General features: G+C 56.9%; 17 protein-coding genes. 5 read left to right on the plus strand and 12 right to left on the minus strand.

Going from position 1 to position 15,365, the window contains the following annotated elements; all coding sequences use genetic code 11:
- Positions 1-6: 6 nt before the first annotated feature.
- Complete coding sequence (locus tag ACR3ZL_RS03400) at positions 7-585, minus strand: hypothetical protein (RefSeq protein WP_473649293.1); 579 nt, start codon at positions 583-585, stop codon at positions 7-9.
- Positions 586-785: 200 nt separating this feature from the next.
- Here ACR3ZL_RS03400 and ACR3ZL_RS03405 point away from each other — a divergent pair, with 200 nt between their 5' ends.
- Complete coding sequence (locus tag ACR3ZL_RS03405; RefSeq protein ID WP_473649292.1) at positions 786-2,429, plus strand: 3-keto-disaccharide hydrolase; 1,644 nt, start codon at positions 786-788, stop codon at positions 2,427-2,429.
- Between the two features lie 33 nt (positions 2,430-2,462).
- On the opposite strand, the gene ACR3ZL_RS03410 is transcribed toward ACR3ZL_RS03405, so the two are convergent.
- Together ACR3ZL_RS03410 and ACR3ZL_RS03415 are read right to left on the minus strand one after the other, a co-directional pair.
- Entirely contained in the window at positions 2,463-3,449 is a 987-nt protein-coding gene (locus ACR3ZL_RS03410; protein ID WP_473649291.1) for a triphosphoribosyl-dephospho-CoA synthase, read from the minus strand.
- Positions 3,450-3,454: 5 nt separating this feature from the next.
- A complete protein-coding gene (locus ACR3ZL_RS03415) occupies positions 3,455-4,345 on the minus strand; it encodes an alpha/beta fold hydrolase (protein ID WP_473653413.1) in 891 nt (296 codons plus the stop codon).
- Positions 4,346-4,456: 111 nt separating this feature from the next.
- On the opposite strand from ACR3ZL_RS03415, the gene ACR3ZL_RS03420 reads away from it, so the two are divergent.
- The 4 genes from ACR3ZL_RS03420 (at position 4,457) to ACR3ZL_RS03435 (ending at position 8,046) form a co-directional block, all read left to right on the plus strand.
- Positions 4,457-5,080 (plus strand): hypothetical protein, encoded by a 624-nt coding sequence (locus ACR3ZL_RS03420; RefSeq protein ID WP_473649290.1) that lies wholly within the window; start codon positions 4,457-4,459, stop codon positions 5,078-5,080.
- A gap of 109 nt (positions 5,081-5,189) precedes the next feature.
- Positions 5,190-6,245, plus strand: a complete 1,056-nt coding sequence (locus ACR3ZL_RS03425) for an ABC transporter substrate-binding protein (RefSeq protein WP_473649289.1) — start codon at positions 5,190-5,192, stop codon at positions 6,243-6,245.
- Positions 6,242-7,264: a FecCD family ABC transporter permease gene (locus ACR3ZL_RS03430; protein ID WP_473649288.1), complete on the plus strand. Its 1,023-nt coding sequence runs from the start codon at positions 6,242-6,244 to the stop codon at positions 7,262-7,264. The genes ACR3ZL_RS03425 and ACR3ZL_RS03430 overlap by 4 nt, the downstream gene beginning before the upstream one ends.
- Positions 7,261-8,046, plus strand: a complete 786-nt coding sequence (locus tag ACR3ZL_RS03435) for an ABC transporter ATP-binding protein (protein WP_486173207.1) — start codon at positions 7,261-7,263, stop codon at positions 8,044-8,046. Before ACR3ZL_RS03430 ends, ACR3ZL_RS03435 begins: the two co-directional genes overlap by 4 nt.
- Before the next feature lie 122 nt (positions 8,047-8,168).
- Here the strand turns inward: ACR3ZL_RS03435 and ACR3ZL_RS03440 are convergent, their stop codons facing one another.
- The 9 genes from ACR3ZL_RS03440 to ACR3ZL_RS03480 all read right to left on the minus strand — a co-directional run bounded on the left by ACR3ZL_RS03440 (position 8,169) and on the right by ACR3ZL_RS03480 (position 15,357).
- Positions 8,169-8,708, minus strand: a complete 540-nt coding sequence (locus tag ACR3ZL_RS03440; RefSeq protein WP_473649285.1) for a 3-hydroxyacyl-ACP dehydratase FabZ family protein — start codon at positions 8,706-8,708, stop codon at positions 8,169-8,171.
- Positions 8,709-8,711: 3 nt separating this feature from the next.
- A complete protein-coding gene (locus tag ACR3ZL_RS03445; RefSeq protein WP_404305021.1) occupies positions 8,712-8,810 on the minus strand; it encodes a 50S ribosomal protein bL37 in 99 nt (32 codons plus the stop codon).
- A 96-nt stretch (positions 8,811-8,906) separates the two neighbouring features.
- Positions 8,907-9,128, minus strand: coding sequence for a translation initiation factor IF-1 (gene infA / locus ACR3ZL_RS03450; RefSeq protein WP_008681989.1), 222 nt, complete (start codon positions 9,126-9,128; stop codon positions 8,907-8,909).
- Between the two features lie 13 nt (positions 9,129-9,141).
- Positions 9,142-9,555 (minus strand): 30S ribosomal protein S9, encoded by a 414-nt coding sequence (rpsI, locus tag ACR3ZL_RS03455; protein ID WP_473649284.1) that lies wholly within the window; start codon positions 9,553-9,555, stop codon positions 9,142-9,144.
- Positions 9,556-9,567: 12 nt separating this feature from the next.
- On the minus strand, positions 9,568-10,023 hold the full coding sequence (gene rplM / locus ACR3ZL_RS03460) for a 50S ribosomal protein L13 (RefSeq protein ID WP_473649283.1): 456 nt from the start codon (positions 10,021-10,023) through the stop codon (positions 9,568-9,570).
- Positions 10,024-10,251: 228 nt separating this feature from the next.
- On the minus strand, positions 10,252-11,199 hold the full coding sequence (locus ACR3ZL_RS03465) for a transglutaminase family protein (protein WP_473649282.1): 948 nt from the start codon (positions 11,197-11,199) through the stop codon (positions 10,252-10,254).
- Positions 11,200-11,306: 107 nt separating this feature from the next.
- Complete coding sequence (glmM, locus tag ACR3ZL_RS03470; RefSeq protein WP_473649281.1) at positions 11,307-12,650, minus strand: phosphoglucosamine mutase; 1,344 nt, start codon at positions 12,648-12,650, stop codon at positions 11,307-11,309.
- Between the two features lie 176 nt (positions 12,651-12,826).
- A complete protein-coding gene (gene hpnE, locus ACR3ZL_RS03475; protein ID WP_473649280.1) occupies positions 12,827-14,374 on the minus strand; it encodes a hydroxysqualene dehydroxylase HpnE in 1,548 nt (515 codons plus the stop codon).
- Entirely contained in the window at positions 14,371-15,357 is a 987-nt protein-coding gene (locus ACR3ZL_RS03480) for a phytoene/squalene synthase family protein (RefSeq protein WP_473649279.1), read from the minus strand. The genes hpnE and ACR3ZL_RS03480 overlap by 4 nt, the downstream gene beginning before the upstream one ends.
- Positions 15,358-15,365: the final 8 nt, after the last annotated feature.

Genomic DNA, 15,365 nt, shown 5'->3' on the forward strand with positions numbered 1-15,365 from the left:
CCCACGTTATCGACCCCGAAAAGCCCTCAGCACTGAGCTAAGCACGGCTAATCCACCGAGCAGAGGAATGACGGCAAAGATCAATTTGGGTTGGGCTGCAACAACGATGATGCCGACGACACCGGCCATCGCCAGTCCAGGCGGGAACCATCTTGCGGGACGCTTCATCGAGTCCCAGGCCAACCAAATCGCGCCAAGGACCAGGCCGATTCGCGTCATGGCGGCGATGGCAAAATCTCGAGTCGATTGGGAACCGAACCAGTTTTCCATCCAGGGCGTCATCGCACCGATCGCCGCGATGGTTAACAGCAACGCCGCCAGCACACCAGCGGTTAGGCGGCGGTAGTTTGGCTGATCGTGACGGCTGGTGGCTCCGGTTCTTGCTGTTGGTTGACGATCGGCAGGCTGGTGATGCAGTGGACGCGCGGTGGACGGTTGCGATCCGTGTGAGGCTTGGCTCGACGTTTTGTCGGTTCGTTCAGACCGCGATTCGGAGTTGGTACTGGATGGCTTTTGTAGTTCTTTAACCGCATGGATGGCAGCCGTTTTGACTAGGCGGGCAATGAGATGGGAGTATGCGGGCATGAACGATGACAAATCAGCGTTGGATCTCGGCTGTGATTGCGAGGGGCGTTCGGAATTGATCGCCGTTGCGAGTATACTACAGCCTCGTGCACATGATGGGTGAAAGGTTCGCCGGCAGTCCATTTCGTGCTCAGTGATAAGCGGCGGCGTCGCCACCCTAATAGCCGACCGAATGACCCGTTCTCTGCCTTACGCGAAATATGAATACACTGTTGTCTCGTGTTGCTCCTACCGCTTTAGCTTGCCCGCGTGTGCTGCCTATGGCCGTTCCATTATCTGAGCTGAGCCGCTGCCGCGATCGGCGACGTTTTTCGGCGATGACCGTGTTGGCTGTGCTCTGTTTGGGAGGCTCGATTTCAGCGACTGCTCCCAACGCAATGGGCGAAGACGGTGCCCCAGCAACGACTCAGCCAGCGGCGCCGGCAGATGCGGCGACCGCCACGATTCAGTCAGAAACTGCTGGCTCCGCCGCGACGGATGCCAAACCGGAAAACGTCGCGAAGCCAGCTTCGGAAAAGCCAGCCGCCGAAACCACCGCAGCGGAAAAGGCTGCCGTTGAAACTCCCTCAGGCACGCCCGCTGACGCTGGCAAAGCGAAGGCTCCTGAAAAGGCACGGCTGATTTTTGACGGCAAGTCACTAGCCGGTTGGACCAACCCTTATGAATGGGGCAAGGTTGAAGTTATTGAAGGTGAGGTTCATCTGACCGCGGACAAGAAGTTCTTTCTGGTGACCGAGCAGGAATTTCATGACTACGAATTTGAAGGCGAAGTGAAGCTTCCCGAAGGCATGTCCAACAGTGGCTTCATGGCCCGGGGGCAAGTCGAGCCAAACCGAGTGTTTGGTTATCAAGCGGAAGCGGACCCCACCGACCGCCGCTGGTCAGGCGGACTTTACGACGAGGGACGACGTCAATGGCTCAACCCGCTTTGGAAGGCGTCCGAGGCTCAAGACGCGTTTGACCGCAACCGCTGGAACCGCTATCGCATTCGTTGTGTAGGGCATCACTTGCAGTTCTTCGTTAACGACGTGCCAACAACCGACTACTTTGATCCCGTCGACATGAAAGGTCGAATCGGAATCCAGCATCATGGTGAAAAAGGCCAGACGTATCGCTTTCGTAACATGACGGTGAAAGAACTTGGCCGGCATGAATGGACGCCTTTGTTCGATAGTGAGATTGCGAAACAAGAAGTTTCGGACGGCGAAATTATCCCCGGTTTCAAATCGGTCGGCGGCGGTACATGGGCTGTTGTGGATGGCATCCTGCAAGGTCGTGCCAGCAGTGAAGCGAATGAGCCTAACGGCTTGCTGTATTCAAACAAACGATACACGGACGGTACCTACCGAGTCGTCTACCGATGCCGCAAAGGTGACAGCGGGTTGTTCGTCCGCAGTACCATCACGAAATCGAATCCATTCATTCGAGGAGTGCAGTGCGAGATCGATGGCTCGGATCAAGTGGGTGGCCTGTATCAGACCGGCGGAAAGGGCTGGGTTGCGCAGCCGCTGAACTATCTGGAAAGTAACTTCCCACCCGACCGCCGCGATGTCGTTCGCAAGCGTTGGGAAAAGGCCCGCAAAGGAATTTCCTTGAATGGCAAGCTGGAGCCCGCCGATAAGGACGCCGCTGAAGAACCAGCGAGTATCGAAGACGCACCTTGGCAAACGATGATTGTGAACGTCAAAGGCAATCGCATCGTCACTCACCTGAACGATTGCTTGGCGGCGGATTGCGTTGTCGATGACTTGGCTGATTCTGGCGTGATTGCTCTTCAACTACATGGCAACCAAGATATGGAAATCGATTTTAAAAGCATCGAGATCCTGCAGTCGGTCAAATAGCCGCTGCATGCGACTTGAGTCGACGTTTCGCGGTTAAGCGGTCTGGCGTCGCTGCGACCGCAAGCAAACATACAGCCCTGCGGCAAGCAGATCGGCTGTCGTGCCGGGGTTCAGACGGTTGCCATCACTGCGTAGGAAATCGTCGAGACGCTTGATGGCATCGGGCGAGTAAGTCCTTAGGCAATCCGCGGCCCGGTCTTGAACCTCTTTCGACTTGGCCGCGCCGCACTTGCGAGCGATCAAGCTGTCACCCCATCGGGCAAGTAGTTGAACGTGAGCGAGGGCGATCCCGGGAAGGATTGTGCCGGCATCTCGAACGCTCGTCTGGATCGTAGGCACGACGACTTCAAACAATTCCGAGAAGCTAGTCGCGTACTGTTTGGCGATGCGATCACGGTCGGATGCTTGCTGCATCGCGGTCATGATGTCGTAAGGAACGGGGGCGTCAGGAACGGAAGGCGGGGTTTCCGAGTCTTCGAGTTCGGGATCCAACTGGGGTGAGTTCAACTGGTTTAGGTTTAGCGGATCTTCCTGGGCGACGTCCGGTGAATCCAAGCCGCCAGCATCCGCCAACGCAATCGCTTCGGCGATCCAGCCACCATGCACTGGCGTCAATCGATTGAGCACCTGTGTGAGCTTCGATTGCCAAATACTGAGATCAAGGACTGGCGTTTGACTCGGGTCGATGCTGACAGGCTCGCTAGCGATCAGTGGACCGAGCAGTAGGACGATTCCCAGATTCACATTCGTTTGGGTGGCGACTCGAGTGGCCCGAACGGCCGAGAGTATCGATGGCCCCAATTGATCCGAGTTGTGAATGTTCGCTAGTTCGTTGGCCGTGCAGTCAGCCGCTTGTACAAAATGGTCATACGTCAAGTCATCAAAGCGGGCACCGGGATGCACGTTGCCAACCTTCGGTGCGGTGGCTTCCAGAACACAGGCCGCTCGAATGAAGTCGGCGCGGCTTGTAAGGGGGCGGATCGTCTGCTGCCAGACTTGGTCGGTCGAGGCGTCCGTCATCCGATTTAGCGTGACGTGCTTGGTAAGAAAGCTTCGATCGCCGCCAATGTTTCTTCCGGAGAATCCTCCAGCACATAGTGCCCGGTCGTTGGCAATTCCAGCACGTTTGCGTTGGGCCAAACTTGTTCGAACCGACGCAAACACTCCGGGCGGAAGCACCAGTCCTTCATGCCCCAGATCAATTGAATCGGCAGGTCGGCAAAGTCCTTCAGCCCGGCTTCTAAGTCGACGAGCGTTTGGTGGGTCGGGTGGCTTGGATGGAGCGGGATGTCGCGGACAAACCGATCGATCGCAACACGGTTTTCCCAACTGTCGTACGGTGCCAGTAGTCCCGCCTTGGCATCGTTTGATAGCTTCGTTCGCGACATCGCCATAGTGATCGCGGCTTTCGCAAACAGATTCAGTCCACGCACTGCGGGCGTGCCGACGATTGGCCATCGGCAGGCGGCAATCCGCTGTGGCATGTAGGGAGGCGGGAAGGCGGCAGTGTTCAGTAGCACGACGCCAGCGAGTTTTTCCAGCCGGGCGTGAGCGGCGGACAGGCCGATTGCCCCACCCCAGTCGTGAGCGAGTAACACAATGTTGTTCAAATCGAGATGATCGATTAAGGCGATCAAATTGTCACGATGGGCGGCAAGCGTGTACGCGAAATCGTCCTTGCTTGGTTTCTCGCTGCGCCCGCAACCGATATGGTCGATGGCGACCACGCGGGCGTGCGGCGAAAACCGCTCGACGACCTTGCGATAATAAAAACTCCATGTCGGGTTGCCGTGAATGCACAGGATCGTCGGCCGGCCACCGTCGGCCGAACCCTCGTCGAGGTACCGCAAACGGTGAGGCCCCACCTGCAGCGTTTTGCTCTGGTAGGGCAACTGTTTTGCGGCAACTTCCAGCAAGGGATCGTCGCTTGAATCGGAAATGCGGTTTTCGGAACTGGCGTGGACTGTCATAACGGGCGTTGTATCAGCCTCAACGTCCCGTCGCTACTTCCCACCGGTAGACAAAAGATGCAAATTTCAATTCGATCCGCCTGGCCCGCCTACTTGTTGTCCGCCTGCTTCGCCCTGACAAGCGTTTCGTCCCTCGGGGTTCCGGTCCGTATTTTGGCAGACGAGCGTGGGGCGGATGGATCGACTGCCGACCCCATTGAGGCCCCGGCAACCGACGCGGAAGGTCAGGCTGGTTCACCCGACGCTGGTGAAGATGAGGAGCCCTCGCGGCAAACCCGAATCGCTCGCTACCTGACGGGAGCGACTTTTACGGGGCAATTTTCCAGTGATCGAGGTGCTAGCGATCAGGGTGCCAAGCCGAAGGATACTGATTCAAAGCAGCCCCAGTTGAAGACGGAGTCCTACACGATCAGCTCGTGCGAGCCGATCGACGGCAAGGACTTGTACCGTTTGAAAGTCAAGATTCGCTACGGGAACGTGGACGGCGAATTCCCGATGGATCTCAGAATCCTATGGGCGGGGGCGACTCCGGTGATTACTCTCGATTCCGTTTGGATCCCGGGCTTGGGAACATTCTCGTCGCGGGTTCTGATCCATCAGAATCGGTACGCGGGCACCTGGCAGCACGATGAAAAAGGCGGAAGCTTGTTTGGTACGATCCAGCCCGCCGCCGGAAAATAGATGCTTTGATCAGCTGGCAAAAAGACTCGCTGAAGAGCAGTCGCTGGTAGCCTGTGACACCGGCGTCCCACGTTCGACTCCGCCCATTCCCCACTTACGAAAGCAATCGATGCCCGAAGGTCTCTCGGCGAGCCCAGTCAATCAACGCGGTCGCTTGGCTTTTCGGCTTCGGTCGTGTGGTGTGCTGATCGCGATGGTATGCCTTTGGGGAGGCTGCGAACGGTCCTCGCCAATTGATGCTGAGCCAGCAACAGCTAAGACGACGACATTTTCGGCAGTACACCAAACACCGAGCGGTTCGGCCACAATCACGGACCGGCTCGACCGGGTGGTTGATGCGGAACCGAAGGCGACCCGGATTGTGAGTTTGTCGCCTGAAACGACGGAATTGCTTTTTGCGTTAGATCTGGGCCCGCTTCTTGTCGGTGCAACCCAGTATTGTGATTACCCCGAAGCGGCGCTCGCGATACCGCGGGTCGGTGGCGGGATTATGGAAAGCCTTAGTACGGAAGCGATTATCGCCACCCAGCCGGATCTGGTCCTGTGCAAGTGGGACGCCCATGCCCCGCTGGTGGATTCGCTGGATCGTTTGAATGTGCGTTCGATGGCCGTCGGTGCCCAGAGTCTTTCCGAACTTTTCGAAGAGGCACGCTGGCTTGGCAAGATGACGGGGCGCGAAGCCGAGGCCGAACGCTTTGTTGAATCAATGGAAGCGAGACGGGATCACTTGGTTGCTGTCGTCGATTCAGCACGAGAGTCGGACGATGGTCAGAAACGGCCCAAACTGAAGGTGTTTTATGAGGTCTGGAGCGACCCATTGATGTCGGCAGGTCCGGATTCATTTATCGGCGAAATCCTGCGTTTGGCGGGGCTGCAAAACATCCTGCCGGACTCCTCGACTCGTTATCCACGGATCAGTGCGGAAACGGTTTTGAGGGGAAATCCTGATTTGATTCTCGCGCCGACGACGGACTTTTCTGAATTAGACATGGAATCGATTGAGGCTCGTCCCGGATGGGATCAAGTCGCGGCGGTGCGCAACCAGCGTGTCCACTTGTTGTCCGGCGACGAAGTATCGCGATGCGGGCCTCGGCTTCTCGATGCGTTAGCGGAAGTCATCCTAGCGGCCTATCCCGAAGTCTCGCCCCAGGACGTGGCTCGGTGACTTCGAATACCACTCGCATCGCAATCGCGTTTGGCGGCTTAGTGCTGGTGGCGATCGGCAGCAGTCTTTGCGGTGCGACATCGATTTCGTTTCAAACGGTGGTGTCTTTTTTGACCGGCCAAACGCCGCTCGATCCTGTTGAGCGAACGATCTTGGTAGAACTTCGTTTGCCCAGAATGTTTGCGGGCATGATAGTCGGTGGTGCGTTGGCCGCTGCCGGGGTCGGGTTTCAAAGCCTGTTTCGCAATCCGCTTGCCGAGCCTTATGTGATCGGTGCATCTAGCGGTGCCGCTTTGGGAGTCGCGATTGCAATCGTGGCCGGACTGCAGTTCTCGTTTGTGTCGTTGGGGGCGACGACTTTAGCAGCGATCATCGGATCGCTTTGCGTTGTCATGGTCGTGCTCGCGATCGGCTCGTTGTCGCAATCCATTTCGACCACCTCATTGCTTTTGGCGGGGGTGGTCATCGGTAGCCTGGTTAACGCCATTGTGTCGGCACTGATGTTTTTGTTCGATCAAAAGGCGATCGTGATCATGTCGTGGTTGATGGGGTCTCTTGCGGGCAGCCACTGGGGAACTGCGATGATGGCGGCTGTTGTGGGCGGAGTGGGTGTCTTGGCGATGGGGGCGATGTCCCGCCAGCTAGACGCCTATTCGTTGGGGGATACCGCCTCGCTTTCGCTAGGTTTGGACCTGAGGTGGTTCCGTTGGTCGGTTATCGTGGCGTCCAGTTTGGCGACCGCGGGAGCGGTGGCAGCATCGGGGGTTATTGGATTCGTTGGGCTGATCGCGCCGCACCTTGCCCGGACTTTGGTCGGGCCGAGGCATGCAGTGCTAATCCCCATGAGTGTGTGCATCGGAGCGGCGATGATGCTGATCGCTGATGCGATTGCTCGAACGGTAATCGCACCGGTCGAGCTTCCCGTTGGAATCGTGACCGCCATCTTGGGATGTCCGTTTTTCCTTTGGTTGCTGTTTCGAAGCCAGCGTCGTGACGCCGGGTTGGGCGTGGTCACATGACTCGTTTGTCAGCCAAATCGATCTCGTTCGCTTATGCGAAAGATCCGCCGGTCTTCAAGGAGCTTTTCTTTGAGCCGCAGCGGGGTGAAGTGACCGTGTTGCTAGGAGCCAACGGTGCGGGCAAGACAACGCTGCTGCGGACGTTGGCCGGGCAGCTTCAGCCCACCGCCGGCGAGGTGCTGCTAAATGATCGCCCGATGAACGCGATGGCGCGGTGCGCTATTGCACGGCAATTAGCACTGATGCCTCAATCGGAACTGCGGCAAACGCCATTGTCGGTTCGCGACGTGGTGCGTCTCGGCCGTTCGGCCCATCGCGGTTGGTGGGTGCCGCTGGATGATGCCGATGAGATTCGTGTCGACCAGGCGATCGCATCGATGGATTTGGAATCGATCGCAAGTCGCGCGGTCACGACTCTGTCTGGCGGGCAATGGCAGCGGACGATTCTTGCACGCTCGCTGGCGCAGGACGCCTCTGTCTTGTTGTTGGACGAACCCACCAGTGGACTGGACCTGCGGCATCAGTACGAGTGTCTTGGGACAATACGCGAACTGGCTCGGTCCCAGGAGTTGATCGTGGTATTGTCGCTGCACGATTTACAGCAAACAGCCACCTTCGCCGATCGTGTCGCACTGATCAGCCACGGCGGCATTCTGGCTTTTGGAGATTGCCAAACCGTGTTGACCGCTGAGTTGATTCAGCAGGCCTATGGGATCGAAGTCACTGTGGTCCCACATCCCGTCAACGGACGCCCCATGGTCATTCCAACTGGCGTCGCTTAACTCAAAAGAGTTGGTGGACCAATGGCGTTGGCTGGCCGCTGAAACTGGTGGGCCGCTGGAATTGCAGATGCATTCCCAGGCTAACCGTTGAGATAGAAGTGCGGTCCCTCGAAAGAGAACGCTTACTTCGCTGCATGGGATTTGGGTGAGCCGGCAAGTTGGCTGGTGACGGCTTCGATTGGGATCGGAATCCCTCGAAGGCACCCTTCCAGCACGATGTTGTTGTTCACAACTCCTTGGAAGCTGGCCACGATCATGCGTCCACGACGAGCTTTGTCCAGTCGCACCATCACGATCAATCGATCGCCAGGCACAACGACACCACGGAACCGAACTTCGTCGACTCCGCCGAAGCCAACCATTGCGGCTCCGAGCAAATCGTGTTTTTGAGTGAAGTAACTCGATAGCTGCGCAACCGCTTCGAGCATCACAACACCGGGCATTAAGGGCATGCCGGGCATATGGCCGCGAACCCAAAATTCCTTGTCTGTGATCTCTTTATATGCCGCGCAGGCATTGATCTCGCGATCCTCATGCAGAATCGCAGTCAGTTGTTCCATCTCATGCCGCTGGGGATTGAACTTCCGGATCGCTTCAATATCGGCGATCGGGTTATCAAAATCCAGCAGGCTGGGGTCGATGATGAAGTCGCTCTTAACCACTGATTAGGTCTTAAGTTTCTTTCGCTTGGCCTTACGTGCCTTCGCATTGGCGGGGCGAGCCCCGTGGTTGGCTTTCTTAAGCTTTCGGTGTGGTTTAGCCACGTTTAGTTGCCCAAAAGGAGTAAATGATTGATGTTGAAAAGGTGCAAGAAATTGATGCCGAGCTCATCGAAATGGCTCGGCACCGAATTGGAAGCCCTAACGTTCTCGATAGACGATGCGACCTTTGGTCAAATCGTAAGGAGACAATTCCACGCGAACTTTGTCGCCTGGAACGATACGGATGAAGTGCTTTCGCATTCGTCCGGCAACGTGCGCTAAGACATCGTTGCCGGTTTCTAGTTGGACGCGAAATCGCGTGTTAGCCAACGCCTGTGTGACGGTGCCTTCGACTTCGAATGCTTCCTCTTTCTTACTCAAAACTTGAACCTGTTTATCGTTTGCTGAACTGGACGCCACGGCGAGCACCGCGCAGACCAGGTTTCTTTCGTTCCTTCATGCGGGAATCCCGCGTCAGGAAGCTGCCTTCTCGCATAGGATCATGCAGCGCTTCATCGTGGCTGCAAAGTGCCCGGGCCAAGCCCATGCGAACGGCACCACTTTGTCCGGTTGTTCCGCCACCGGAGACTCGGACCAAAACATCAAGCTGATCCGCCAGGCCTGCTGCTTCTAATGTTTGCACGATCGAGTACTGGTCTTGATCGTTAACGAAGTATTCCTTCAACGGCTTGCCGTTGACGGTGATGTTGCCACTGCCGGGACGGACGCGGACGCGAGCAACACTGGACTTACGACGACCTGTTCCCAGGGCGTCACCATTAATCTTGTCTTTTTTTACTGCCATCATGGGACGAATACCTTAAGCGTGAACTTTCTTGCTCTTGCGGACCAACTCAACCGGCTGTTGTGCCGTGTGAGGGTGTTCCGGGCCGGCGTACATTTTCAGTTTGCTCAGCATGTGGCGAGCGAGTTTGTTCTTTGGAAGCATCCGCCGAACGGCGTGAAGCAACAAGTCTTCAGGCTTACGATCCTGACGATCTTGGTAGCTTTCTAGACGCAACCCAGGGTGACCTGTGTACCACGTGTAGTGCCTGTCATTCATTTTATTGCCGGTCATCGCAATCTTGTCGACGTTGGTCACGACAACAAAATCACCGCAATCGACGTGCGGAGTGTATTCGGGGCGATGTTTGCCCATCAGAATTACGGCAATATCGCCGGCCAAACGGCCCAGTACTTCGTCCGAAGCATCGACAACGTGCCATTGCTTTTGGACTTCGCCAGGCTTGGCCATGTAGGTTCGCTGAACAGCCACGGGGGGTCACTTCTTCTCGGGGAGGCATCAAAAAAATTGAATCGCAGAGCGTACTCGACCCACCCCTAGGAAGACAAGGCCTTCTGGGCAAGGGAATGGAAGGTTTTTTCGAGCTGCGGATGAACCGGACCCGACAAGGGAGCGGTTTTCGGGGGGTGAGGAGGCATGGCGTCTCGCGCCAAACCGACTCAGGTGGGTTGGCTTGTTAAGCCTTGGGCCTGTCTCGCCCTAGACCTGAACTTGAGACTGCGTTGCGGTCTGGGACAGCTTTTCAACTGGGGCGACATCTACACTAACCTTTAATGCCGTTGAGCCGCCACCCAAGACGATTCCTCGCATGGGACTAATGTCGTCATAATCACGTCCATGGCAAATCGGAATATGGTCAGTTCCTGTTCGAACTGCATTGGTGGGGTCAAAATCGACCCAGCCGATACCACTTCCCGCGTAGACACTGATCCAGGCGTGAGATTCATCGCAACCCACCAAACGCGGCTTGCCGGGCGGCGGAAACGTTCGCAAATAGCCACTGACATAACGAGCCGGTAGTCCCAGACTACGCAGGCAAGCGATCTGCACATGGGCAAAATCTTGGCACACCCCTGCTTTCATCTCAAACGCGGACGTCGTTGAGGTGTTGACGTCTGTCGCGGTGCCGTCGTACCGAAAATCTTGATGGATGTGACGGGTCAGCGCGTTCACCGCGTCGATCACCGACATGCCCGGCTGCATGACCTGGCGAGCGTATTGTTCGAATTGTGCGCTGCGAGGGATTCGGGCGGAATCGAAGGTGAATTCGCGTGCCCGCCAATCCTCGGGATTATCACCGCGACGCACCTGCTCGGCCAACCGGCCCCAATCAGCCGCACCAGCCAAGATCGCTGTATCGGTTCCGAAAACGGTCACGTGACTGCGCACGATCACTTCGAGGGAGCGATGGAGGGCTTCGATCGAGAAAGAATCGACCACATTGCCGTAATAATCCGGGTGCGTGTCGGCCGACGTCGGCGTCGGGGTGATTTCCACTTCACATGCGTGGCAGGTGAGATGCGGAAGGTTGCGGGGACGCATTCGTAGCTGATTTTGGCACAAAGCCACCGGTTCGCTGTACTGATACGAAGTCCGGTGGACGATGCGATATTCGGCCTGGGGAGTGGTGGGATTCAGCGTTGTCATGGAATTCAGCTTAGCCAGCAATCAACTCAAGGGACATGACGTAAACGCAGTACCCCCAGGGTAACGCGGTCGGCGAGGCACCGTAGCTTCGCCTAAGGAGCTGACGCCTACCCCAGCAAATTCCGTGCTTGGTCGCAAAGTTTTTTTGCTTTTTCGACCGTTTCGGCTTCCGCGATCATACGAATGATCGGTTCCGTGTTGCTTCCTCGCACCAATAGCCATGCATCCGGCCACTGAAGTCGCAAACCGTCTCCAGTATCCGCGTCCGCGTCCTGAAAGTGGGCTGTTAATTTTTCAAATAATGCTGGCAATCGGTCCGCCGCCACCGTGGCTTTGTCTTTGTAAATGTGCTGGACAGGCAATTCGTCGGCCAATTGGCCAAGGGTTTTACCGGTTCGTGCCATCAAATCGAGGACTTGGGCCATTCCGACAAAGCTGTCGCGGACATAGCCAACGCTAGGGTCAATCGGGCCGCCGTTTCCTTCGCCACCGTAGGCGGCTGAGCGGGCGATCATCATGTCGGCCACGTTTGCCTCCCCCACCGAACTGCGGAAAGTCTCGACGCCAAACGATTTAGCGACCAGCGTGCTCATCGAACTGGTCGCTCCGTTGATCACAATCGGCCCGTCGGTGCGGCCTACTTCCATGGCTCGGCGAACGCAGAGGGCCAGTGTGGCTTCTTCGCCGATGTAGCGGCCGTTTTCATCGATCAAAGCGAGGCGATCGGCGTCGGGATCTTGGCAGAATCCGACCGCGCAGTTCCCTTCCGCGACGCGGGCCGCGATTTCGGTCAGATTGTCGGCGGTGGGTTCGGGAACGTGAGCGAAATGTCCGGTCGGTTCCACTCCAACGGCCTCAACGTGACATCCCAACGCTTCCAACAGTCGCACGCCTAGCACCCCGCCGGCCCCGTGGTTGCTATCCAGAAGGACGTCGAAGCCGAGCTTTCGAACCGCATCGACGTCGATCGTGGCGAGAACTTTGTTGAGGTGAGGCGTGTGTGGATCCTCGGCCTGCCGGACGGTTCCGACCTTATCGAATTCACACCATCCGGCTTGTCCATTGAGGAATCCATCGCGGATTTTGGCGCCGGACACGGCATCCAGCACTCGCCCATCGGCGCCAAACAGTTTGATTCCGTTGTAGGGCGGCGGATTGTGACTGGCCGAAATTTGCACCCCGCCCGCTGCACCGCTTTCGCGAACAAGCACCCCAATCGTCGGCGTCGCCGCGACGTCGGCGTCAATGCAGTCGCGTCCACATGCTGCTAAGCCCGCCACGATCGCATCGCGAAGCATCGGGCCGGTGGTGCGTCCATCGCGTCCAATGACGATCGGCCCCGGAAGAGCGGAAGCCGCAAAGCTGGCCACGAAGCGACAGGCGATATCCGGTGTCAAGGTTTGACCGACGATCCCGCGGAGTCCGCTGACACTGATGATAAGTTGACTCATGAATCCAAATCGATAGCGTGAATGGGGCTAATCAGCATGCGTTCCCGCGGGTGACCACGCGCGTGCGAAAGAGGATCGAAGGTTGGAATATTTCAATCGTTTTGACAAGCCGTGCCGTTTTGTTGCTGGGATGGCCGTGTTTAAATCGGCGGACGCATCCTGGGTCGCTCCAGCAGCTAGTTGGCAATGCACCATTGAGCAATCTTTCCACGCCGCAACCCTGGCGTAACCAACGATTGCACCTGATTGGTGGTTGGCTGTATTTCTGCAAGGCAAGATTGTGCGGCGAGACGCCCGCTGATCACGGCACCTTCCATGGTTGCCGGCCATCCGGTTTGCACATAGTCACCAGCCAGCGATAGCCAGGGTAGCGGCGTTTTCGACGTCGGTCGCGATGCTTGGAACTCGGGGCTTACGCTGTAGACCGCGTTCGGGTCCGACACAACACGGTATCGCAATAATTGGGCTGGGTGGTTCCCCTGGAATGTGTTGGGAAATGCCACTCCCAATTCATCGCAGACGGCATCCACCAGTTTCTCTTTGGGGGCGTCTTGCAAGGCATGTTGCCCACTAATGACAACTTGATGGTAGACACCGTTTCGTCCCGATTCGGCATTTGTCGAATCATGCTGCGGCAGGATAGGTTGGCGAAACAACCACTGAGCCGTTGTACCCACCATCGCCACCTGGGCATGAGTGGTCAAAGGTTGATCGAACCAAAGATGAATGCCCGTAATAGGTGATGATTGCACTGAATGAAGAAATTTGGCCGTGCTAGTTTGCCATCGCGAAGCGAGCGGACACGGAGCTGAGTCAATTGATTCGAGTAAACGGCTTGCGGGGCGCCATGCCGTGGCGAGGATGACGTGGTCGGCGTGGAAATGATCGCCCTTTCCCAGTCGAACGTCGACGGTGTTCTTTTCCTTATCGGGGACCAGCGATTCCACCGTAACGCCGGTTTTTAGTGTTACTTGGACATCGTTTTCTTTGCCCACGCTGGCCAAAACTTCCGGCATCTTGTCTCCAAAGATTTCGGCAAGTGGTCGACGGGGCACCCAAACGTCACTGGCGTGATGAGCACCAGCAAAACCATCAATGAGGACCTTTCGAGCGGCGGCCATGGAGACCCTTTCGGGCACATCGCCGAGTGCACTGACGAGGATCACGTCCCAGAACTTTTCGCGAACTGGTTGGGTTTGGTTCTGTCCAGCGAGCCAGTCTGCTGCCGTGGTGTTGGTAAGGGCTTGCTCAGGTGTTCGCATCAGGCGAAAGAGCCCCATGCGGATTCGCGACTTCTCTTGCCGGCTTAGGTACTTCAATCCCGACAACGCTTGGTGGAGATGAAACGGCGCGGGTAACCGCAAGTTGGGCCGAAATGTAGAGAGCCCATTGCCGGCGCAGTAGAACTGCAAATCGGGATAGCACGTGAAGTGTTCCAAGGTCCCCGTCTGGCTTAGCCAATCCAGCAGGTTGGTGCAGCATCCCATCGCCACGTGTTGGCAATAGTCGACCGTTTCGGATGTGGCTGGATCGACAAACGAGCCCGCACGGCCACCATAGTTTCGCCGCGATTCAAGAACCGTGACATCAAGGTTTCGAGCGTGTGAAGCGAGCGACCACGCGGCCGACATGCCGGCGATGCCACCGCCAACGATAACCACTCGCATTCGTCGTGCGGTCGGGGGCGTGTGGTTTCGGTTCGCGGTCTTACCATCCGTGTTCACGAATGGCTCATCGGTTGTTGACCCTGGCCCAGTTCCAGTGGAGGCACGGGCAGGCGGCGATAGAGCGGTTTGACAAAATGACTTGAAACAATCCCCAATCGCTCTCGCATTCCCAGTGAAACGCGGCGATTGACGATCGCGTCAGGGTCTTCTGCTATGCGTCGCAGCAGCGTGCGATACGAACGCCAAATCATGCTAAACATCGGTCGCCCAGGGGCCTCCAGTGAGTCCCATACTTGCCATCCAGAATCAAACAGTTCGGCCGCGCGACGTGTTTCATCAATAATCAAACACCGTAATCTTGCATCACGGCGAGGATGCAATAAATCGTCCTCATCGAGGCCGTGTTGTTCGTAGTGTTGACGCGGCAAATAGATCCGACCCCGCTGTGCGTCTTCGGTGACATCTCGCAGGATGTTAGTCAATTGAAACGCGAGACCGCAGTCCACCGCCGCCTGCATCGGCAACGGTGATCGAAATCCCCATATATGCAAGCAAGCGATCCCGACCGCGGACGCAACCAGATAGCAGTAATGTTCCAGTTGTTCGAATGTGTCGAACCGATTCTTTTGCTGATCCGCTAGGACTCCGTCAACGATTTCAAGCAGGTACCGCGACGGAATTGAATATCGATCCGAAGCATGACGCAGCGCTGGCATGATGTTGGATGCGTGTCGGATCAGATGCTCGCAATTGGGGTCTGAAAGTTCTTCAATCGCTTGCGCTAACCGGATTGGCTGATCGGGATCCCCCAACAAGCTCATCGCTGTAGCCTGTCGCCAAAGGCCTAGCCAGTGCCGCCGAATGCTGACCGGCTCGTCGCAATCACCTAGGTCGTCCGTGATTCTGGCGAACGCATACAAGGCGGACATCGCGTCACGTTGGTTTTTGGGTAGCAACCAAAACGAACGGTAAAAGCTACTGCCGCTGCGACGGGCAATCCGGCGCACCGCCGCGTAGCTCATAGCGACTTCTTGACTCATCGAACCGG

Source organism: Rhodopirellula sp. J20-39 (assembly GCF_057365095.1).

What these genes read in the sequence shown, in the direction of transcription:
- ACR3ZL_RS03400 (WP_473649293.1), bottom strand. Translation starts at nt 585, where the DNA reads ATGCCCGCATACTCCCATCTCATTGCCCGCCTAGTCAAAACGGCTGCC.
- ACR3ZL_RS03405 (WP_473649292.1), top strand. Translation starts at nt 786, where the DNA reads ATGAATACACTGTTGTCTCGTGTTGCTCCTACCGCTTTAGCTTGCCCG.
- ACR3ZL_RS03410 (WP_473649291.1), bottom strand. Translation starts at nt 3,449, where the DNA reads ATGACGGACGCCTCGACCGACCAAGTCTGGCAGCAGACGATCCGCCCC.
- ACR3ZL_RS03420 (WP_473649290.1), top strand. Translation starts at nt 4,457, where the DNA reads ATGCAAATTTCAATTCGATCCGCCTGGCCCGCCTACTTGTTGTCCGCC.
- ACR3ZL_RS03425 (WP_473649289.1), top strand. Translation starts at nt 5,190, where the DNA reads ATGCCCGAAGGTCTCTCGGCGAGCCCAGTCAATCAACGCGGTCGCTTG.
- ACR3ZL_RS03435 (WP_486173207.1), top strand. Translation starts at nt 7,261, where the DNA reads ATGACTCGTTTGTCAGCCAAATCGATCTCGTTCGCTTATGCGAAAGAT.
- rpsI (WP_473649284.1), bottom strand. Translation starts at nt 9,555, where the DNA reads ATGATGGCAGTAAAAAAAGACAAGATTAATGGTGACGCCCTGGGAACA.
- ACR3ZL_RS03465 (WP_473649282.1), bottom strand. Translation starts at nt 11,199, where the DNA reads ATGACAACGCTGAATCCCACCACTCCCCAGGCCGAATATCGCATCGTC.
- glmM (WP_473649281.1), bottom strand. Translation starts at nt 12,650, where the DNA reads ATGAGTCAACTTATCATCAGTGTCAGCGGACTCCGCGGGATCGTCGGT.
- ACR3ZL_RS03480 (WP_473649279.1), bottom strand. Translation starts at nt 15,357, where the DNA reads ATGAGTCAAGAAGTCGCTATGAGCTACGCGGCGGTGCGCCGGATTGCC.